The sequence below is a fragment of the Lysinibacillus sp. 10T31 genome (genome assembly GCF_056394365.1).
This window is the reverse complement of sequence record NZ_JBFTHS010000003.1, coordinates 63,443-85,107: the sequence shown is the minus strand read 5'-3', so window position 1 is coordinate 85,107 and position 21,665 is coordinate 63,443. Positions and strand designations below refer to the sequence as shown.

Below are 21,665 nucleotides of genomic sequence, written 5' to 3'. Positions count from 1 at the left end.
TTGTTGTTATATAGCTTTTGCGGCAATCACATCTAATGCTTGTGCGAAATCCGCGATCAGATCGTCAACATGCTCAAGTCCTACTGAGAAACGTAATAGTCCATCAGTAATTCCACGTTTTGCACGCTCCTCAGGCTCCATTGCTGCATGACTCATTTTAGCAGGGTAGGATAAAATCGATTCAACGCCACCAAGAGAGACAGCGAAAACTGGAATTTTCATTGCTTCTACTAGAGCTTTTGCAGCTTCATAGCTTGCTAGGCGGAAGGATAGTACTGCTCCTGCACTCGTAGATTGGCTATGATGAATCTCATAGCCAGGATGTGATGCAAGCCCTGGGTAGTATACTTGCTCGACAAGGGAATTCGCAGCTAAAAACTCCGCAATCTTCTGTGCCGATTCAGCGGAACGACTAAAACGCACATCTGTCGTTTTAATATTTTGCAATAAAGTAAAGCAATCCTGTACACCTAATATATTGCCGAATGAATTTTGGATAAAGTACAGATCCTGCCCAAGTTTTTCGTCAGCAGTTACTGTCAATCCCGCAATAATATCGGAATGCCCAGATAAAAACTTTGTAGCACTATGAATAACAACATCGACACCTAACTCAAGTGGACGTTGGTGTAAAGGTGTCATAAACGTATTGTCTAAAAACGTTAAGCAATTATACTGCTTAGCAAGTGCTACTATTCCGCGAATATCCGTAATGCCAAGTGTTGGATTCGACGGTGTTTCCATATAGAGTAGCTTTGTAGATGGTGTAATGGCTGCTTCTACTGCCGCTAAATCTGTGAAATCAACGAAAGTATGGGAAATACCGAAGCGTGGTAATACTTTGGAGACGAAGCGGTATGTTCCTCCATAAACATCCTCCGTAATGACAATATGATCACCCTGAGATAATAGCATTAATGCTGCAGATACAGCGGCAATCCCAGAAGAAAATGCATGGGCACGTACTCCGCCTTCGAGCTCAGCTACTGCTTTTTCTAATGCATCCCGCGTAGGGTTGCCAGAACGTGCGTAATCATATTCACCGAATTCATCGATACTCTCCTGATGGAAAGTAGATGATAAATACATAGGCACATTGACTGCGCCTTTTTTATTTTCATAGCCGTCACGAACACCTGCGTGAATTAGGCTTGTCTCAATATGCTGCTTCATTTTTAACCTCTTTTCTAAGGGTGTCGAATACTTGTTTTAAATCCGTAATTAAATCTTCAGCCTCTTCAACGCCAACAGAGAAGCGCAGTAATCGGTCACATACACCACGTTCAATACGCTCCTTATAAGGCATGTCTGCATGCGTTTGAGTAGCAGGATACGTAATAAAGCTTTCAACACCACCAAGGCTCTCAGCAAAAGTAATTAGTTTCAAGTTTCGAAGGAATGGGTCAATCCACGCAGCCTTTTCCAAGCGGAATGAAAGCATGCCACCTTTTCCTGTGTATAGCACGTCTGTTACAAGCTCTTCTTCCTCTAAATATGCGGCAATTGCTTTGGCGTTCGCATCGTGCTGTTTTAATCGAAGATGCATTGTTTTTAATCCACGAATAAGTAGCCAGGAATCCATCGCTCCTAAAACCATACCGCTACCATTATGAATATAGCCAATGCGTTCTGCTAGTTCGGCACCCTTAGCGACAACTAAACCAGCTAACACATCATTATGACCACCGATATATTTAGTTGCCGAATGAATGACAATGTCTGCACCTATTTCGATTGGACGTTGGAAATATGGTGTATAGAACGTATTATCGACAATTAACCATGCTCCATGCTTATGAGCTAATTCAGCATATACTTGCAAATCAAATTCCTGCATAAGCGGATTTGTTGGTGTTTCAATAAATAGAGCACGCGTATTGTCGTTAATTAATGCTTCTACCTGTTCAACTGATTCAAATTTTGAGTAAACAGGCTTAATGTTATATGTTTCTTCAAAGAAATTAAAAAGTCGATATGTACCACCATATAAATCATCAGGCACCACTAATTCATCACCTGGCTTAAACAATGATAGAACTAATTGAATAGCAGCCATCCCAGAGCTACAGGCAAAGCCAGCATCTCCGCCCTCTAAATCTGCAATTCCTTCTTCTAATAGAGCACGAGTTGGATTTTTAGTACGTGCATAATCAAACCCAGTGGATTCTCCGATACCTGTATGTTTGTAAGCTGTCGATAAATGGATAGGAGGGCTGACAGCGCCTGTTCTAGGATCACTTAAATTCCCAAGTTGTACTAGTTTTGTTTCAATACTTCTGCTGTTTGTCATGTCGTCACTCTTTTCTTCGTCATAATAAAAGGGGAGTCTATTAGACATTCTTTTCCCCATATTCTCAATAATTGTTACCAATTTAACATGTATACTTAAGAAGAACAAGGTAATTTCAGAAAATTAGCGAGATTGTTTATATTTAATCATCTAGGAATAGTAGGAGATAAGGAAGGGAAGAAAATTAAATGAAGCATTGGTTAGTAATAGGTGGAACAGGAATGCTAAAGGACGTTGTTGTATGGCTTATACAGCAAGGTAATCATGTAACCGTTATCGGGAGACAGCAAAAGAAAATGCAAAATTTGATAAAAGAAACTAAAAATGCTTCAAAATTAACGCCTATATTAGTTGATTATACGAATTACAATAGCTTTAAAACAGCATTAATAGAGTCTCAAGAATCTAATAGATCGTTTGATTGTATTATTGCTTGGATTCATGGCTCTGATACAAGAGTTTGGGAGTCGCTTTTGCAAGCAATTCCTTCCACAAAAAATATGTTTTTATACCAAATAAAAGGGAGTAGCGCTTACATAAATAATGATAGTACAAAAAGTTATATACCTTCTAATATAAATTATAGAGAGGTGAAACTTGGATTTATTATAGAAGATAACAACTCTTCAAGATGGCTAACAAATAGTGAAATTGCCGAAGGAATTATAGATGCAATAGAGCAGGAAATACCGGAAAAACATGTGGGAATATTTGAACCATGGAATTTACGTCCTTAAAAAAGAATCTGCCTATTACCTCGGCATAAGTTGAGGTAATAGGCAGATTCTTTTTAACTTCTTACAGCGGGTGTCGGAAATATCCGCTGAAATGCCGAGGCATAATTGATTTTAATTTAAGCTTGTTCTTTTTTTAATAAATCTCGAATTTCTTTTAAAAGCTCTTCTTTAGTATCCAATTCTGGTGCTGGTTCTTCCACGACAGCCTCTTCTTTTTTACGAGTTAGCTTAGTCATAATTCGTAATGCCATGAAAATTGCAAATGCGATTATTACAAAGTCAAGAATTGACTGTAAAAATATTCCTAATTTTATTTGCGCGTCACCTGAGCCATACTTAAAGCTTTCTGTTAAATCAATACCGCCAGTTAAGACACCGACTAATGGCATAATGATATTTTCAACTAAGGAGGTAACAATTTTACCGAAAGCACCACCAATTACTACTGCTACTGCTAGATCGACAATATTGCCTTTCATAGCAAATTCTTTAAAGTCTTTCCACAAAACAAATTCCTCCTATTATTATCCATATAAAATAATCGAATTATATTTTACTATATTTTTCCCTTCCTTTTCAACTATTAAAGTAGTGGTAATTTTATACTGAACAAATCTGCTATATAACCGAAATTTTTGGTAATATAGAAATAGAATAAAAGATTAGGTGTGACATATGGCGAAAAAAAAGAAGAAAAAACCGATGCTATCGCCTTCCGCTCAATTAGGCATGATAGCTTTATTAATACCAATAGCGATAACTGTTTGTGTTTTCGCCTTTTTTGCATGGAAGGAGCTACAAACATTACCTATATTTGAAAAATTAGCGCGGGAAAAAGCACTAGAAGAAATTCAACAAAATTTCGATATGAAAATTCCTGAGCAATATATTCCGATCTATGTAGCAGCAGAAGAGAAATACGGCGTACCTTGGACTTTACTTGCCGCCCATCATCGAATTGAAACACGATTTTCCTCAATGAAATCGCTCGTTTCACCAGCTGGCGCAGAAGGACCTATGCAATTTATGCCTTGTACTTTTGTCGGCTGGCAACATCCTTCCTGCTCGGGTTTAGGAAAAGGGGATATATCGAAGACTGAATTAATGAATCCAGAAACCATAAAAAAATATGGAGGATACGGTGTAGATGCTAATGGAGATGGCCTAGCAAATCCTTATGATATTGAGGACGCTATATTTAGTGCCGCGAATTATTTATCGAAAAATGGTGCAGCAGATGGTCATATAAAGCAAGCAGTTTTTACGTACAATCACAGTGATGAGTATGTTAAAAAGGTGTTACATTATTTTAATTTGTATAATGACTATCATGATGAGTTAAAGGAAGCAGTTGTTTTAAATAAAGAAAAGTAAAATACCATCAAAAAAGATGGCTCTTTAATAAAATATTGTAATTTGGCAAAACGTGGGGTTGATTTCCGTTCCGACTGGGCGCTTTGTTGTTGCTGTCGCTACGCTTTCGCACAGATAAAACATTTGCCGCTGACGCTTTCGCGCAGAGCAGAGCTTCCTGGGGGCGTCCGATGAGCTGCTTCACTCGCGATGCTCGCTCCAGGGTCTCGGGCCAACACGAGGTTTACGAAGGCGTTATCACAGGACGTGATGGTTTTAGCCTTCGTTCCCCTATTGCTAATCCCCAAGGAGTCACCCTGTCTCCACTCCATTCAACCAAATCTCCTGGTATGTAATTAAAATTATTTTTGTTGTTATAAAAAGGAAATTCGAATGGGTATTTTACATGCGAAAGGGACTGACAAACTCATGTAAAACATTGCCACATCAAAAATATGTAATAAAGAGCCATCAAAATGATGGCTCTTTATTACATATTTAGGTTGCTTTACGCATACTTTTTAAAATAATGCTTACAATGAAAATTAGCACTACAGCACCAATTAATGCTGGGAATACGTAAAAGTTACTAACTCGCCAACCCCAGTTGCCAAGAACCATACTACCGATCCAAGAACCGACAACCCCTGCAACAATATTTCCAATGATGCCGCCAGGTACATCTTTACCTAAAATTACGCCAGCTAACCAACCTAAAACTCCGCCGATGATTAAATACCAGATGAAGCTAATCATTTTTTTTCATCTCCTTAAAATTAAGATATAATGGCGATTGCTTAGTTATGCCCTGAATGGAGTATATTAAACGCGTCTCGCTTCATTAGTAATTATTACAAATTCACGATAATGTTTTTCATTCAGCATTGTTTTTTGTACCGAATGCGTAGCGACACGTACAGAAGATTCCCGCCTCTGAGGTGGAAAGCGAAATTAATTACTTAACAACTGTTGCTCCTAGTGTATGTTCAAAATGACGTAATGCCCATTCATGACCTGCAGCATCAAAACTTGCAACACCATCTGCATAAACAACCGTTGAAATGCCCAAATTATAAGCATCAACTGCTGTATGTAAAATACAAATATCAGTACAAACTCCAACTAAATGAATTTCTTTGATTCCTCGCTCATTCAATAAAATCGATAAATTGGTTCCGGCAAATGCGCTATAGCGAGTTTTATCGAGCCACAAAGCTTTATCCTTGTGAAGGTTATAAATTTCGCCAACTTGCCCGTATAAATGACGTCCTTTAGTGTCACGAATATTATGAGGAGGAAATAGCTTTGTTTCAGGATGGAACGGATCATCTTCCTCATGTAGATCATTCGCAAAAACGACAAATTCGTTGTCATTAATAAATTTTTGAATTAAGGATGAAATTTTTTTATCTAATGCTTGACCGGGCTCTCCACAAGTTAGTTTTCCATCAGAAGCGACAAAATCATACGTATAATCAATTACTAATAAAGCCTTTTTCAACCTTTTCACTCTCCCTATAGGTATAATATCACTTTTATCATGCCATATTTGGGCCTGTTTGTCAGAAAAATGATTCAAATTTAATATTACGAATAGTTTGATAATTGATTTTTCTGAGAGTATAATGTGAAAAAAAGGAGAGTGGTCTATATGAATATGACAGCTATGAAACGTTTGAATCGCCAAGGATTACTTATTGCAGGCTTACATCTGCTAGTGTTACTAAATTTAGCAGCGGATTTCATATTCTCCTCGTAATCTCTTAAAATAATAGAAAGGTGAGTTAAATGCTTGTCCATTATTAAAACAACCGTGAAGACAAATTTGATTACATGTCCACGGTTGTTTTTTATTGTCTAAATATAATTTTTACTAATAGGAATTTTTATAATGAAATCAAAGACAAAGGAATGATAGCATGACCACTAGATTCGATCACGCGTTTCATGAACTAGAACGTCCATTTGCTTGGTTGGACTTTGATGCATTGGATCACAATATTTTAACCGTACACAACGCTTGTGGAGAAAAAAATATACGTATTGCAACGAAATCAGTCCGCTCTGTGGAGATATTACGTTATTTACAAAAAAATCTATCCAATGTGACGGGATTTATGACGTTTACAGCTGCAGAAACAATATTTTTACTACAACAGCATTTTGATGATTTACTGCTTGGATATCCGGTGATGGAAGAAGCTGCTGTTCGTCAGTTATTACATTTCGTAAAGGTGGGGAAAACTGTCACTTTTATGGTGGATAAGGGGGAACATGTCAAATTTTTGGCGAAGCTTGGGCAAGAACTAGGTGTTCGTGTGCAAGTATGTATTGATATTAATGTATCCAATGATTTTAAGCTGCTTTATTTTGGTACGAAACGCTCTTCGCTCCATTCACTTGAGTCACTTACACCATTCCTCGAATATATTAAAAATCAAGCATCTATTGAGGTGGTTGGAGCGATGGGCTATGAGGCTCAAATTGCAGGAGTCGGTAATCGTCCAGCCAATGCTGTTAAAGGGAAATTTATTGAAGTAATGCAATTACAAGCTAAAAAGCAAGTTACTCAGTTTCGTAGATTAGCAATCGCGCATATAAAAGCTTATTTTCCGAGCTTGCACTTTGTAAATGGTGGTGGTTCAGGAAGTATGGCATACACGGCACAACAGAAGGAAGTAACAGAAATTACAGTTGGCTCTGCATTTTATGCACCAGCTTTGTTCGATCAATTTACACATCTACAGCTAGAAAAGGCAGCTGGATTTGCTTTAAGTGTAACAAGAAAGCCTGAAAAAAATATTGTTGTTTGTCATGGTGGAGGTTATACAGCATCTGGAGCAATCAGTGCTGATCGATTACCGGTATTCTACGAGCCTACCTTTTTTTCATATCTTAGCTTAGAAGGAGCAGGAGAAGTTCAAACACCCGTTAAAGTAAAGCGTAAAAAAGTTAACGTAGGGGACACGCTATATTTTCGACATGCGAAGGCTGGGGAACTTTGTGAAAGATTTCAACAACTACATGGGATTAGAGGGGACAAGTATGTAGGAGCGTATTCAACTTATAGGGGGGATGGTCAATGTTTTCTATAGATAAGTGGAAAAATGGTGAGAAGTGGACAAACTGGGCTGGTAATGTCATCTCTTATCCGTCTGAGATGTACTTGCCTCAATCTATTGAAGAGGTTACGAATATCGTGAAGCATGCACGTGAGTCAGGAAAAACGATTCGTGTCACAGGTGCAGCTCACTCTTTTAGCGCTGTTGCTATGCCTGAGCATATAGCACTTTCTTTACATAATATGCGTGGGCTCATAGCTGTAAACGAAGAGAAGCAAGAGGCGACGCTTTGGGGCGGAACGTATTTATATGAAATAGGACCGTTGCTTGCGAAGCATGGATTTGCCCTTATAAATATCGGCGATATTCAAGAGCAGACGATTGCAGGAGCAGTGTCAACGGGTACCCATGGAACAGGTGTAACACTCGGTTCGTTATCCTCAGCTGTAACAAGATGGGGTTTTGTAGATGGTACAGGTACTTATAGGGAGCATATGAGAGGAATGGACGATTTATCTGAAGCTTTACATGTTTCACTAGGAATGCTGGGCGTGCTTGTGAAAGTAACGATTAAGGTGATACCTCTATATAGCTTACATTATATAAGCACAAGAGATACGTTAGAAAATGGGCTGGCGATATTTGCTGAAGATATTCGACAAAATCGACATGTTGAGTGGTTTTATTTTCCGGGTAGTGAAACCATTCAAGTGAAGCGTATGAACGCTATAGCGCCTGTTTATCAAAGTGATTGGAGTAAAAGAATCGAAACATTGAAACTACAAATAGTAGAGAACGGTGCTTTTTTTGCTATGTCCGAGCTTTGTAAATGGAAGCCTTCGTTAAGTGGTTCTATGAGTAAATTAGCAGCAGCCAATGTAGTTGAAGGGGAGAAAACAGGAATTAGCTATGAGATTTATCCGTCTCCACGTAGCGTAAAGTTCCAAGAAAGTGAATATGCTATTCCATTAGCACAATTTAAGGCATGTATGGAGGAGATCCACGCTACCTTTAAAAGTGGGATTTTTGATGTGCATTTTCCGTTAGAATGTCGGACGACGGCAGGGGAAGCAGGTTTTTTAAGTCCTACTCAAGGACAAGAATCAGCATTTATTGCCTTTCATATGTATAAAGGAATGCAGGAAGAGCCTTATTTTGAATGGGTCCATACGATGATGAAGAAATATCAAGGACGACCGCATTGGGGCAAGCTAAGTCATTTAACTGCTAAATATGTATACGAGCTATACCCAGATATCGAGAAATTTTTAGCCATTAGAAGTCAATTCGATCCTGATAATGTGTTTTTGACAGGGTACTTAAGAAAATTATTTACTTTGTAAGCGCTACCTCATTAAAAAGCTATTCATCCACTTCAGGAGGATTTGGAAAAATCGTTGAGAGATTATTAAAAATTTTAAAATTTGAACGAAATGTCAAAATATTCTCCAAAGCGAGATAAAAGTGATGCTTAATCAGCATGAAAACGATTTCAAATTTTGTATATTATTTAAATTGTTCAAACAATTCTAAAAATACTGTTGACTAGACCTTTTTTTCGTACTATGATAACAACAATTTAACACGTTCGTTACAGCAGTTAGTAATCTTCTAGGAGATTAACATATACGCAAAAACGAAATAGACAGAACATTTCGTATATAGCAACGAACATAGCAATAAATGAGGGGCGTTTAAAATGAGAAGTGACATGATTAAAGTAGGCGTAGATCGTGCGCCACATCGAAGTCTTTTATATGCAACAGGCAAAGTAAAAGCGAAAGATTTAGGCAAGCCATTTATTGGGGTTTGTAATTCTTATATCGACATTATACCAGGTCACGTTCATTTACGTACATTTGCTGATGTTGTCAAAGAGGCCATTATTGAAGCGGGTGGTATTCCATTCGAATTTAATACAATAGGTGTTGATGATGGCATTGCAATGGGACACATTGGTATGCGTTACTCTTTACCGAGTCGTGAAATTATCGCAGATTCTGCAGAAACAGTTATTAATGCACACTGGTTCGATGGCGTATTTTATATTCCTAACTGTGACAAAATCACACCGGGAATGTTAATGGCAGCAGTTCGTACTAATGTACCGTCAATTTTCGTATCTGGTGGTCCAATGGAGGCAGGTACTTCTGCTACTGGCAAACAACTTTCATTAACATCAGTTTTTGAAGGTGTAGGGGCTCATAAATCTGGCAACATGTCAGCTGAAGAGCTGTTAGATATTGAAAACAATGCATGCCCAACATGTGGTTCATGTTCAGGAATGTTTACTGCAAACTCTATGAACTGTTTAATGGAAATGCTAGGAGTAGCTTTACCAGGTAATGGAACAATTGTAGCTACTTCTGAAGAGCGTCATATGCTTATTAAAGAAGCTGCTAAACAATTAGTCCGTATGATTAAAGAGGACATCAAACCTCGTGACATTATTACTAAAGAAGCAATTGATGATGCCTTTGCACTTGATATGGCGATGGGTGGTTCGACAAATACAGTCCTCCATACATTAGCAATCGCCAATGAAGCTGAAATCGATTATAACATTGAAGATATTAATAAAGTCGCAGAGCGTGTGCCATATCTAGCAAAAATTATGCCTGCTTCAGATATTTCAATGGATGATATTAATAAAGCGGGTGGTGTTAGTGCCATTATTAATGAATTAACATCTATCCCAGGTGCTATTCACCCAGATCGACCAACCGTTGCAGGAGTATCAATGGGTGAGCTTGTAAAAGATTATCATATTACAAATGCTGAAGTTATTCGTACGAAAGATAATCCGTATAGTCCAGTTGGTGGATTATCCGTGTTATTTGGAAATATTGCACCAGATGGTTCTGTTATTAAAGTAGGAGCTGTAGACCCTTCTATCAAAGTATTCAGAGGCGAAGCAATCGTCTTCGAATCACAAGAAGCGGCACAGGAAAATATCGATAACGGGACAGTTAAAGAGGGCCATGTAGTCGTCATTCGCTACGAAGGACCAAAAGGTGGCCCAGGGATGCCTGAAATGCTTGCACCAACGTCTGCGATTCAAGGTCGCGGTCTTGGTACAAAGGTTGCGTTAATCACAGATGGACGTTTCTCAGGTGCATCTCGTGGTATTTCAATCGGACATATTTCACCAGAGGCTGCAGAAGGCGGTCCAATCGCTTTAGTAGAGAACGGTGACATTATCACAATTGATCTACCAAACCGTACTATCAATTTAGAAGTTTCAGATGAAGTATTAGCAGAACGTCGTGCAAAACTACCGGTATTTGAACCGAAAATTAAGCGCGGTTGGCTAGCAAGATATTCAAAATTAGTAACAAGCGCCTCTACAGGTGGCGTTATGAAAATTTAAAAAGTTAAAGCGTTGATGAGGTTAAAGGTTCTAGAGCCTTGTATTTACCAGAGAGCCGGTCGTGCTGGAAGCCGGCGATACAACTAGATCCGACATCCCCTCTGAGTGAGCTATTAAACGCGTGTTCGCCATTAGATAGCTCCGGGCATAATCGAAAGTGCTCGTTATTAATGAATAAATAATTTATGACACCGTATTGGATGCGAATGTTCTCGCATTGGTGCATAAATGCTTATATTTATTCACGAGGTAGCAATTATTTGCTATAAAAAAGGGTGGTACCATGGAAAGTCTTTTTCATCCCTACGTAAGGTAATTCTTTGCGTGTGGAGAAAAGGGCTTTTTATTTTTTTACGACATTAGAAAGAGTCTGTCATCTCTTTTCAAGGAGATAACCAGCTTGTAATACTTCAATGATGCGCATTACTGATGTGAAATTGAATGATAAGAAGGAGGCATATTTGATGAGTACGAATGTTTCTATCAATGAGAAAGAAGAATTAGCAACAACAGCAAAAGCTGAACAAACCTATCAAGCGAAAGATGGTGCTGACGTATTAGTTCAAGCACTGCATGAACAAGGTGTTGAAATTGTTTTTGGTTATCCAGGTGGAGCAGTACTACCAATTTATGATGCAATGTATAAAAATCCAATCCGTCATATTTTAACTAGACATGAACAAGGCGCAATCCATGCAGCGGAAGGTTATGCGCGGGTTTCTAATAAAACGGGTGTTGTTATTGCAACAAGCGGTCCGGGGGCAACAAACTTAGTAACTGGTATTGCTGATGCGATGATTGATTCCATCCCATTAGTTGTATTCACAGGTCAAGTTTCAACATCAGTGATTGGCACAGATGCTTTCCAAGAAGCGGATATTATGGGAATTACGACACCGATTACGAAGCACAATTATCAGGTACAGGATGTTAATGATATCCCGCGTATTGTTAAAGAGGCTTTCCATATTGCAAGCACTGGTCGAAAGGGTCCTGTTGTAGTGGATTTCCCGAAAAACGTTTCTCAAATGTTATTTGATGTGGAAAATCCACCACAGGCTCCTGACGAAATATATTTACCGGGTTATCAGCCAACATATAAACCGAATTATTTACAAGTTCAAAAGGCCATTCAGGCGATTTCATTGGCCAAAAATCCAGTCATTTTAGCTGGAGCTGGTGTCCTCTTTGCAGATGCCAAAGAAGAGTTAACAGCATTCGCTGAAAAATACCAAATTCCAGTAGCAAACACTTTATTAGGACTTGGTTCAATTCATGGAGAGCATGAATTATTCCTCGGTATGGCAGGAATGCATGGAACCGCAACGTCGAACACAGCTATTACAAAATCAGATTTATTGTTGAATATCGGAGCTCGCTTTGATGACCGTTTAACTGGTAATTTAGCAACATTCGCTCCAAATGCAACAATCATACACATCGATATCGATCCAGCGGAAATTGGAAAAAACGTTCCGACAGATATTCCAATCGTTGCAGATGCTAAAGAAGCATTAAAAGCATTATTGAAAAAGGACTTCGATGGCCCAGATACAACAGAATGGCTAGCGTTCTTAAATAATCATGCAAAAGAATATCCATTATGGTACAGCAAGGAGTCAGCGGACGAAGAAGTTTTACCGCAGGAAGCATTAGAGCTTGTGCATAAAATTACAGAAGGTGACGCAATTGTCACTACAGATGTTGGTCAGCATCAAATGTGGGCTGCACAATATTATCGCTTAAACAATGATCACGGATGGGTAACGTCTGGTGGACTTGGTACGATGGGCTTCGGCTTCCCAGCTGCAATTGGCGCCCAGTTTGCGAAGCCAGACAAAAAAGTTGTTTCCATTGTAGGTGATGCAGGATTCCAAATGACTGCACAAGAGCTTTCTATACTACAAGAATTCAACTTACCGGTAAAGATAGTGATTTTAAATAATAGCTGTCTAGGAATGGTACGCCAATGGCAAGAAACATTCTATGAGGAGCGTTATTCATCTTCATTAATGCCGATTCAACCAGATTTTGTTAAATTGGCGGATGCATATGGTCTTAAGGGCTACCGAATTAACACAATCGATGAAGCGGAAAGTATTTTCCGCGAGGCACTACTTTCTGATGAGCCTGCGCTAATTGATTGTCGTGTTAAACAACTTCAAAGTGTTTACCCAATGGTAGCACCAGGCAAAGGCTTACATGAAATGATTGGGGTGAAAAAGAATTGAAACGAGTAATTACAGTAACAGTGATTAACCAAAGCGGTGTGTTAAACCGTGTAACAGGCTTACTTATGAAGCGTCAATTTAATATTGAATCAATCACAGTTGGTCATACAGAACAGCCAAACTTTTCGAAAATGACTTTTGTTGTCAACGTTGAAGATGAGCGTAAAATTGAACAGCTAGTGAAGCAATTATCGAAGCAAATTGATGTGTTAAAGGTCAATGACATTACAGATAAATCAATCGTGCTTCGTGAGTTAGCACTTGTGAAGGTAATTTCACCACCAAACTTACGATTGGAAATGAATTCAATTGTCGAACCATTCCGACCACAAATTATTGATACAGCGAAAAACGTTGTCACATATCAAGTAGTAGGCGATCCAGATAAGATTGATGCCTTTATTGAACTAATTCGACCTTATGGTATTAAAGAATTAACGCGTACAGGGGCTACTGCATCTGTTCGTGAAACACAAAAAATCTCAAATACGCAGCTCTCTATTTTAAAATAGTTTGCATATAAAATTCACAGCTTTGGATGCATAGCCTTTAGTTGGCTTGCTTGCATCTAAGGTTGAAAAAACAAACCCAAAATTAGGAGGAAACAAACAATGGCTACTATGTACTATGAACAAAACATCAACGAGGAAGTATTAAAAGGAAAAAAAATCGCAATCATCGGTTATGGTTCACAAGGTCATGCACATGCATTAAACCTTAAAGAATCAGGATTCGATGTAGTAGTAGGAGTTCGTCCAGGCGGATCATTCGATGCAGCAAAAGCGGATGGAATAGATGTAAAAACTGTTGCTGAAGCAGCGCAAGAAGCAGATGTTATCCAAATTTTACTTCCAGATGAGCGTCAAAAAGCTGTATATGAGGCTGAAATTGCTCCACATCTTGAAGCGGGTAAAGCACTTATGTTTGCACACGGCTTTAACATTCATTTCGGTCAAATTACACCACCAGCAGATGTAGACGTATTCTTAGTTGCTCCAAAAGGTCCAGGACACTTAGTTCGTCGTCAATTCCAAGAAGGTGCTGGAGTACCAGGCTTATTCGCAATTCATCAAGATGCAACTGGTCAAGCAAAAGATTTAGCTCTTGCATACGGTAAAGGAATCGGTGCAGCTCGTGGCGGTTTACTTGAAACAACATTCAAAGAAGAAACTGAAACTGATTTATTCGGTGAGCAAGCTGTACTTTGTGGTGGTGCTACACAATTAGTAAGAGCAGGTTTCGAAACTTTAGTAGAAGCTGGCTACCAACCAGAATTAGCATACTTTGAAACACTTCACGAACTAAAATTAATTGTTGACCTTATGTTTGAGGGTGGTATGGCAACAATGCGTTACTCAGTATCAGATACTGCAGAGTGGGGTGACTATGTTGCAGGACCACGCATTATCGATGACTCAGTTAAAGCTCGTATGAAAGATGTATTAACGGATATCCAAGATGGTACATTCGCTCGTCGCTGGATTCAAGAAAACGAAAACGGTCGTCCAGAATATACAAAATTCAAAGAAGCTGGTGCAAACCACCAAATCGAAGAAGTTGGTGCTAAATTACGTGCTATGATGCCATTCATCAACGAAGGTAAAGAAAAAGTTGTGAGAGAAGTGGCTGCAAGTGCGAAAAATTGATATTTTCGATACTACCCTTCGCGACGGCGAACAATCTGCTGGCATTAATCTAAACACAGCAGAGAAGATTGAAATCGCTAAGCAACTGGAGCGCCTAGGAGTGACAATTATTGAAGCAGGTTTTCCTTCGTCACCCGGTGACTTTGAGGCGGTAAATCGTATTGCAGGAACAGTGAAAAACTCAATCGTAACTGGCTTAGCTCGCTGTGTACAAAAAGATATCGACACAACATGGGAAGCGATTAAAGTGGCCGAACAGCCGCACATTCATATTTTCCTAGCAACTTCCCCAATTCATATGGAATACAAGCTAAAAAAATCACCCAATCAAGTAGTAGAACAAGCGGTTGAAGCCGTAAAGTATGCGAAAAAATTCTTTCCGCTTGTACAATGGTCTGCAGAAGATGCATTTCGCTCAGATCGTGAATTTTTAGTACGTATTATGAATGAAGTTGTGGCGGCAGGTGCAACAACCATTAATGTACCTGACACAGTAGGATATGCATCGCCACAAGAGTATGGTGCATTATTTAAATTCCTACTTGAAAACGTAAAAGGTGCTGACAAGGTTAAATTCTCGGCACATTGCCATGATGATTTAGGTATGGCAACCGCTAATACAATTGCAGCCATTGAAAATGGTGCCTCACAAGTAGAGGGGACGATTAACGGTATCGGAGAGCGCGCTGGAAATGTTGCGCTTGAAGAAATCGCAGTTGCCCTTCATATTCGTAAAGATATTTACCCAGTAGAAACAGGTATTCATTTACAAGAAATTAAGCGTACATCTCAATTAGTCAGTAAGCTTACGAATGTAGTTATTCAACCAAATAAAGCGATTGTTGGTAAAAATGCATTTGCACACGAATCTGGTATTCACCAAGATGGTGTGTTAAAAAATCCTGAAACGTATGAAATTATTTCACCTGCCCTTATTGGTGAAGGGGAAGTACCACTCGTTCTAGGTAAACACTCAGGTCGCGCAGCATTCCGTGACCGAGCAGAAACAATGGGCTTCAATCTTTCGGATGAAAAACTAAATAAAGCATTTACTGAATTTAAAAAGCTTGCTGATCGTAAAAAAGAAATTACAGAAGAAGATTTACTAACGCTTCTTACTGAGCAACAAGTTCAAATTGAAGATGTTCCACTCTACGAATTAAAGATGGTACAGGTGCAATATGGTACAGAAAATATACCAACAGCAACAGCGATTGTTTTAACACCAGATGGTTTGGAAAAGACCGTTGTGGCAACGGGTTCAGGCTCGGTGGAAGCTATTTTCAATACACTTGAGCAACTTGTTCAAGGAGATATTCATGTGGCTGATTATCGAGTTAAGTCCGTTGGTAAGGGACGAGATGCATTAGGAGAAGCTGTAATTAATATTCGATATGATGGCATTTCAACAACCGGACGAAACTCATCACAGGATGTTTTAGAAGCATCGGCAAAAGCTTATTTAAATGCGATCAACCGTCATTTAATTCAAGCAAGCCTTCGTACACAGCCTGTAAGTTAATGAATGTCGCAAATTTTAATGGTAGTGAATTGAGTCAGATCATTCACATCATAAACGCAATGATGCCAATTACGTGTAGTCGTAATATTGATGACCTCACCTATTAAAATAGGTGAGAGTCTTACTAAAATAGCGTAGTTCAACGCTATACAAAGAAAGGTGTTTTGACGATGGAGAAAAAAATTACAGTACTTCCTGGTGACGGAATTGGGCCAGAGGTTGTTGCTTCTGCTGTACGTGTATTACAGGTGATTGGTAAACGATTCAACCATACATTCCATTTAGGTTATGCAACAATCGGAGGCGCTGCCATCGACCAACACAATAATCCACTACCAGATGAAACAATTGAGATGTGTGAAAATAGTGACGCAGTTATACTTGGTGCCGTTGGTGGCCCGAAATGGGATAATAATCCACCTGAATTACGTCCAGAAAAAGGATTACTACGTATTCGCAAACACTTTGACTTATTCGCAAACCTACGTCCAGTAAAGGCGTTCCCGAGTTTACTAGATGCTTCACCATTAAAGCGTGAAGTAGCCGAAAACGTCGATTTAATGATTGTACGTGAATTAACAGGCGGCGTATACTTCGGGGAACCACGTATGCGTACTGAGAATGGCGCGATTGATACAACTGTTTACTCAACTGCAGAAGTTGAGCGTATTGTTGAAAATGCCTTTGAATTAGCACGTTTACGTGGAGGCAAATTATGCTCTGTTGATAAAGCTAATGTACTTGAAACAAGTCGTTTATGGCGCGAAGTTGTAGAAGCGAAGAAAAAAGAGTATCCAGATGTGCAAGTGGAACACAATTTAGTAGACTCAGTTGCTATGAAATTAATTACAAATCCTTGTCATTTTGATGTAGTAGTTACTGAAAATATGTTTGGAGATATTTTAAGTGATGAAGCATCTGTTATTACAGGCTCTTTAGGCGTACTACCATCTGCATCCATTCGCGGAGATAATTTTGGTTTATATGAACCAGTACATGGCTCAGCACCAGAAATTGCTGGCCAAGGCGTTGCAAATCCAGCTGCAACAATTCTTTCAGTTGCCATGATGCTACAATATTCATTTGGCTTAAAAGAAGAGGCTGCAGAAATCGAGCGTGCTGTAAGTGCAGTATTTGATGATGGCTATTTCACGGCAGACCTTGCACGTGATGGCAGTCGTATACTATCGACGAATGAATGGACAGATAAAGTAATTAACGAGATTGATACAAGTTTTGTTTCAGAAAGCATTATGACAACATACATTTAAGAAATAGGTGAAGATAATGGGCAAAAATATAATTGAAAAGATTTGGGATAAACATGTCGTTTATCAGGAAGAGGGCAAACCGGACCTGTTATATATTGATCTCCATTTAATTCATGAAGTAACTTCTCCGCAAGCTTTTGAAGGTCTACGAATTAACGGTCGTCAAGTGCGTCGCCCAGATTTAAGCTTTGCAACAATGGATCATAACGTACCTACAAAAAATCTACCAACGATTCATGATCCGATTGCGCGTAATCAAATCGAAACGTTAGCTAAAAATGCTGAAGAATTTGGCGTTGAGCTTGCAGGAATGGGGCATCCTGACCAAGGGATTGTTCACGTAATTGGACCAGAGCTAGGTTTAACGCAACCTGGTAAAACGATTGTCTGTGGTGACTCCCATACGTCAACCCATGGTGCGTTCGGGGCGATTGCCTTCGGTATTGGAACATCAGAGGTAGAACATGTATTGTCAACACAAACGCTTTGGCAAAACAAGCCGAAAACAATGGAAATTCGTGTAGACGGTAAGCTCCCTGTAGGTGTAGCTGCTAAAGATATTATTCTAGCGATTATTTCAAAATTCGGTATCGGTGTCGGCACAGGACATATTGTGGAATTCACTGGAGAGGCTATCCACAATCTTTCAATGGAAGAACGGATGACAATTTGTAACATGTCGATCGAGGCTGGTGCAAAGGCAGGGCTAATTTCTCCTGACCAAACGACTGTTGACTATATTCGTGGACGCAAACATGCACCACAAGGAGAAAAGTTTGCGGAAGCAGCAGATTATTGGTTAAGTTTAGCATCCGATGAAGATGCAACATATGATACAGTTCGAATTATTCAAGCTGAAGAAATTGAGCCAATCATCACTTGGGGAACGAATCCGTCAATGGGTTCAGGTGTTTCAAATAATGTTCCGACACAGGCAGATTATGAGGATGAGTCAGATAAAACTGCTCTTCGTAAAGCACTTGACTATATGGGCTTAGAGGAAGGCCAACCATTAACTTCAATCGATATCCAACACGTATTTATCGGTTCTTGCACAAACTCACGCATCAGTGATTTACGTGCAGCTGCAGATGTTATTAAAGGGCGTAAAGTGCATGAAAATGTAACAGCGATCGTTGTACCAGGCTCATATACGACGAAAAAACAAGCAGAAGCAGAAGGATTAGATAAAATCTTTACAAATGCTGGCTTTGAATGGCGTGAGACAGGTTGCTCAATGTGTCTAGCAATGAATGATGATGTAGTACCAGCAGGCGAACGCTGTGCATCAACATCAAACCGTAACTTTGAAGGACGTCAAGGAGCTGGTTCTCGTACACACTTAGTATCACCACCAATGGCAGCAGCGGCAGCAATTGCTGGTCACTTTGTGGATGTACGTGAATTCGTAAAGGAAACTGTGTAATTTCAATTTACACGGAAGGGATGATTGCAAATGGAACCAATTAATATCGTAAATAGTGTGATAACACCACTCGATCGTAAAAATGTCGATACAGACCAAATTATTTCGAAAGAGTTTTTAAAGCGTATTGAGCGTACAGGTTTTGGTCAGTATTTATTTTACCATTGGCGTTTCGATGCAGAGGGTAATGAAATAAGGGATTTTGTATTAAACAAACCTGAATATAAAGACTCCAAAATTTTAGTAGCTCAAGATAACTTCGGCTGTGGTTCATCTCGTGAACATGCACCGTGGGCAATCTTAGACTATGGCTTCAATGTAGTGATTGCACCATCATTCGCAGATATTTTTCATAATAACTGCTTCAAAAATGGGATTTTACCAATCAGACTAACTGAAGCAGAGTGTGATGAAATTCTAGCTAAAGGCTTAGAAAATCCGTACAAAATGGAAGTCAATCTAGAAGCACAAACAGTAACGGGTGAAGATGGTGTAATTTATAAATTTAGCATTGATTCTTACTATAAAGAAACATTGCTGAATGGTTGGGATGAAATTGCCCTAACATTTAAATACGAAGAACATATTGCTGCTTACGAAGCAGAACGTATTGCATTTTAATAGTTGATACGATTTCCTTAGACTGAAGACAAACTTGTTGTCTTCAGTTTTTTTATTGCTTAAAGAAGGGGTGTTCTGGTTGAAGATGTAACTGCTCGGGTATCAGGGAGAACCGCTCGGGTTGAAGTGGAAACTGCTCAGGTAACAGGGAGAACCGCTCGGGTTGAAGTGGAAACTGCTCAGGTAACAGGGAGAACCGCTCGGGATGGAACGGAAACTGCTCAGGTATCAAGGAGAACCGCTCGGGTTGAAGTGGAAACTGCTCGGGTATCAGAGAGAACCGCTCGGGTTGAAGTGGAAACTGCTCGGGTATCAGGGAGAAACGCTCGGGTTGAAGTGGAAACTGCTCGGGTATCAGGGAGAACCGCTCGGGTTGAAGTGGAAACTGCTCAGGTATCAGGAAAAACTCCTAGATTTATTCCTTACTACATTACATAGTTTTAATAAAAACGGTTTAAATGTTTATTTTTGAAAATAGAGCAACAAATTGATGTAATATTTTGATAATATAAAAATAGAGTTATATGAAATAAATGGAATGTTATCCAGTTTATTGACTCGTCACAAAAGTTAGAGATGACATTTGTTAAAACGTATCTCATGTATATAAGTCGAAACGGAAAATAACTACACGTTTTGGTGATGAGTCAGCCTATTTAAACATGTACCAGAAAAAGCTTCTGTGGAAAGTAAAAAAGGGAGGGAACAATCATGAAAATCCTTCGAAAATACAGTTTGTTAATAGGGGGCTTAGGTTTTTCCAATTTAGGAAACTGGATTTACCTTGTAGCGCTTAATTTATTTGTCTGGCATTTAACACAATCGCCGGCAGCGATGGCTGGAATCTATATTGTCGGACCAATAGCAAGAGTTTTAACAAGTTTGGTAGCTGGTTCTTTCATTGATCGTATGAATAAACGCAAGTTGATGATAACAACTGATATTGTACGAGGAATTATTGTTTTTTGTATGCCGTTTATGGAATCTATTGGGCTTATTTATACGCTGTTATTTCTAGCGAATATAGCGAATAGTTTCTTTGGGCCTAGTAGTACATATTATATTACAAAGTCTGTTCCCTCAGAAGACAGACAACGATTCAACGCAATACTCGGCACGTTCAATTCAGGTTCGTTTTTAGTAGGTCCAGCACTAGCAGGACTCCTCATCATGCTTTTTAATACAACAGTTACGATTTGGTTTAACAGTTTTACATTTTTTGTTTGTGCTTTAATCATTTACTTATTACCTGACGTAGATGATGTGGAGGAATCTTCACGACAACGTATTACTTGGCAACTTTTAAAAAGTGACTATCTAGCTGTAATAGCTTTCATTCGACAAAATTCATTATTTATAACGATTTATTTACTGATTCAAAGCGCCTTCATGATTGCATTTGCGCTTGATTCTCAAGAAGCAACATTTATAAAACAAGATTTGGCTTTATCCGATAGCTTATATGGTGCCTTTGTGAGTAGTGCAGGAGCCGGAGCAATTATAGGGGGAATGGTAGCTGCAAGCTTCGCCAAAAAATCGTCCACTCGGTCATATATGGCTTTTGGTTTGTTCCTGACAATGCTGTTTTATACAGCTTTTTATGCCTCTACATCAAGTATTTTGGCATTTGTAAGTTTAGTTTGTCTAGGCTTTTTTATGGCATTTAGTAATGCTGGTTATGAAACGTTTTATCAGCAAAATGTACCATCTGAAATGATGGGGAGATTCGGAAGTATTTCTAGTATTTTTCAAAATGTTTTACAAATCTCCTTTACTTTACTATTAGGTCTGTTTGCAGAATTATTTACGCTTCAAATGACTGCAATTATTTTCGGTATTATAAGTATTTTATTTTCGATTTCATTATATTTTGTGCTATATTCCCCGAAAAACTACATCGGATTAAAGGAGGAAATATTATGATTAGCTATTCGCTTCGTTGTATTTTTTGTAAAAAAGAATTTGAAGTTGTAGAAGGGACAAGAAAATATAAACTTTATAAACAAAATATGAATGGAAAATTTTCCTGTGAAGATTGTGATAGAAAAATTGAATTAGAGGCAAGGAAAGGTTTATTGGGAAAACTTAATTGAAAATATGTTGATAGGAGTTTTTTTACATTTGGAGTAATGAACG

21 protein-coding genes are annotated in these 21,665 nt (G+C 38.8%); 15 read left to right on the top strand and 6 right to left on the bottom strand.

Annotated features, from left to right (window positions below; all coding sequences use genetic code 11):
• Positions 1-6 precede the first annotated feature (6 nt).
• Positions 7-1,173 (bottom strand): cystathionine beta-lyase, encoded by a 1,167-nt coding sequence (gene metC, locus AC1DCY_RS02800; RefSeq protein ID WP_477347248.1) that lies wholly within the window; start codon positions 1,171-1,173, stop codon positions 7-9.
• Positions 1,157-2,290, bottom strand: coding sequence for a methionine biosynthesis PLP-dependent protein (locus AC1DCY_RS02795; protein WP_477347246.1), 1,134 nt, complete (start codon positions 2,288-2,290; stop codon positions 1,157-1,159). Before AC1DCY_RS02795 ends, metC begins: the two co-directional genes overlap by 17 nt.
• Positions 2,291-2,478: 188 nt before the next feature.
• Between AC1DCY_RS02795 and AC1DCY_RS02790 the strand changes: the two genes are divergently transcribed.
• Entirely contained in the window at positions 2,479-3,027 is a 549-nt protein-coding gene (locus AC1DCY_RS02790) for a Rossmann-fold NAD(P)-binding domain-containing protein (protein ID WP_477347244.1), read from the top strand.
• 116 nt (positions 3,028-3,143) lie between these two features.
• On the opposite strand, the gene mscL is transcribed toward AC1DCY_RS02790, so the two are convergent.
• Positions 3,144-3,533 carry a large conductance mechanosensitive channel protein MscL gene (mscL, locus tag AC1DCY_RS02785; protein WP_477347242.1) on the bottom strand — a complete coding sequence of 130 codons (390 nt, stop codon included), beginning with the start codon at positions 3,531-3,533 and terminating at the stop codon, positions 3,144-3,146.
• Between the two features lie 169 nt (positions 3,534-3,702).
• Between mscL and AC1DCY_RS02780 the strand changes: the two genes are divergently transcribed.
• On the top strand, positions 3,703-4,401 hold the full coding sequence (locus tag AC1DCY_RS02780) for a lytic transglycosylase domain-containing protein (protein ID WP_477347240.1): 699 nt from the start codon (positions 3,703-3,705) through the stop codon (positions 4,399-4,401).
• Positions 4,402-4,499: 98 nt separating this feature from the next.
• On the opposite strand, the gene AC1DCY_RS02775 is transcribed toward AC1DCY_RS02780, so the two are convergent.
• The 3 genes from AC1DCY_RS02775 to AC1DCY_RS02765 all read right to left on the bottom strand — a co-directional run bounded on the left by AC1DCY_RS02775 (position 4,500) and on the right by AC1DCY_RS02765 (position 5,881).
• Positions 4,500-4,712 (bottom strand): hypothetical protein, encoded by a 213-nt coding sequence (locus tag AC1DCY_RS02775; RefSeq protein WP_477347238.1) that lies wholly within the window; start codon positions 4,710-4,712, stop codon positions 4,500-4,502.
• 166 nt (positions 4,713-4,878) lie between these two features.
• Positions 4,879-5,136, bottom strand: coding sequence for a GlsB/YeaQ/YmgE family stress response membrane protein (locus AC1DCY_RS02770; protein ID WP_142507034.1), 258 nt, complete (start codon positions 5,134-5,136; stop codon positions 4,879-4,881).
• 199 nt (positions 5,137-5,335) lie between these two features.
• A complete protein-coding gene (locus AC1DCY_RS02765; RefSeq protein WP_477347236.1) occupies positions 5,336-5,881 on the bottom strand; it encodes a cysteine hydrolase family protein in 546 nt (181 codons plus the stop codon).
• 418 nt (positions 5,882-6,299) lie between these two features.
• On the opposite strand from AC1DCY_RS02765, the gene AC1DCY_RS02760 reads away from it, so the two are divergent.
• From AC1DCY_RS02760 to AC1DCY_RS02700, 13 genes are all read left to right on the top strand, one after another.
• Positions 6,300-7,475: an amino acid deaminase/aldolase gene (locus AC1DCY_RS02760; RefSeq protein WP_477347234.1), complete on the top strand. Its 1,176-nt coding sequence runs from the start codon at positions 6,300-6,302 to the stop codon at positions 7,473-7,475.
• Complete coding sequence (locus AC1DCY_RS02755) at positions 7,463-8,785, top strand: D-arabinono-1,4-lactone oxidase (protein WP_477347232.1); 1,323 nt, start codon at positions 7,463-7,465, stop codon at positions 8,783-8,785. The genes AC1DCY_RS02760 and AC1DCY_RS02755 overlap by 13 nt, the downstream gene beginning before the upstream one ends.
• Before the next feature lie 356 nt (positions 8,786-9,141).
• Positions 9,142-10,812 (top strand): dihydroxy-acid dehydratase, encoded by a 1,671-nt coding sequence (ilvD, locus tag AC1DCY_RS02750; protein ID WP_477347231.1) that lies wholly within the window; start codon positions 9,142-9,144, stop codon positions 10,810-10,812.
• A gap of 464 nt (positions 10,813-11,276) precedes the next feature.
• Positions 11,277-13,043: a biosynthetic-type acetolactate synthase large subunit gene (ilvB, locus tag AC1DCY_RS02745; RefSeq protein WP_477347229.1), complete on the top strand. Its 1,767-nt coding sequence runs from the start codon at positions 11,277-11,279 to the stop codon at positions 13,041-13,043.
• On the top strand, positions 13,040-13,555 hold the full coding sequence (gene ilvN / locus AC1DCY_RS02740; protein WP_049664470.1) for an acetolactate synthase small subunit: 516 nt from the start codon (positions 13,040-13,042) through the stop codon (positions 13,553-13,555). Before ilvB ends, ilvN begins: the two co-directional genes overlap by 4 nt.
• 99 nt (positions 13,556-13,654) lie before the next feature.
• Entirely contained in the window at positions 13,655-14,689 is a 1,035-nt protein-coding gene (gene ilvC, locus AC1DCY_RS02735; protein WP_100543809.1) for a ketol-acid reductoisomerase, read from the top strand.
• A complete protein-coding gene (locus AC1DCY_RS02730) occupies positions 14,676-16,211 on the top strand; it encodes a 2-isopropylmalate synthase (protein ID WP_477347226.1) in 1,536 nt (511 codons plus the stop codon). The genes ilvC and AC1DCY_RS02730 overlap by 14 nt, the downstream gene beginning before the upstream one ends.
• 170 nt (positions 16,212-16,381) lie before the next feature.
• Positions 16,382-17,482 carry a 3-isopropylmalate dehydrogenase gene (gene leuB, locus AC1DCY_RS02725; protein WP_477347225.1) on the top strand — a complete coding sequence of 367 codons (1,101 nt, stop codon included), beginning with the start codon at positions 16,382-16,384 and terminating at the stop codon, positions 17,480-17,482.
• A 16-nt stretch (positions 17,483-17,498) separates the two neighbouring features.
• On the top strand, positions 17,499-18,908 hold the full coding sequence (gene leuC / locus AC1DCY_RS02720) for a 3-isopropylmalate dehydratase large subunit (protein ID WP_477347223.1): 1,410 nt from the start codon (positions 17,499-17,501) through the stop codon (positions 18,906-18,908).
• A gap of 30 nt (positions 18,909-18,938) precedes the next feature.
• Complete coding sequence (gene leuD, locus AC1DCY_RS02715; protein WP_477347221.1) at positions 18,939-19,529, top strand: 3-isopropylmalate dehydratase small subunit; 591 nt, start codon at positions 18,939-18,941, stop codon at positions 19,527-19,529.
• A gap of 205 nt (positions 19,530-19,734) precedes the next feature.
• Positions 19,735-20,001 carry a hypothetical protein gene (locus tag AC1DCY_RS02710; RefSeq protein ID WP_477347219.1) on the top strand — a complete coding sequence of 89 codons (267 nt, stop codon included), beginning with the start codon at positions 19,735-19,737 and terminating at the stop codon, positions 19,999-20,001.
• Positions 20,002-20,240: 239 nt separating this feature from the next.
• Positions 20,241-21,452, top strand: coding sequence for an MFS transporter (locus AC1DCY_RS02705; protein WP_477347217.1), 1,212 nt, complete (start codon positions 20,241-20,243; stop codon positions 21,450-21,452).
• Positions 21,449-21,622 (top strand): hypothetical protein, encoded by a 174-nt coding sequence (locus tag AC1DCY_RS02700; protein ID WP_477347215.1) that lies wholly within the window; start codon positions 21,449-21,451, stop codon positions 21,620-21,622. Before AC1DCY_RS02705 ends, AC1DCY_RS02700 begins: the two co-directional genes overlap by 4 nt.
• Positions 21,623-21,665 lie beyond the last annotated feature (43 nt).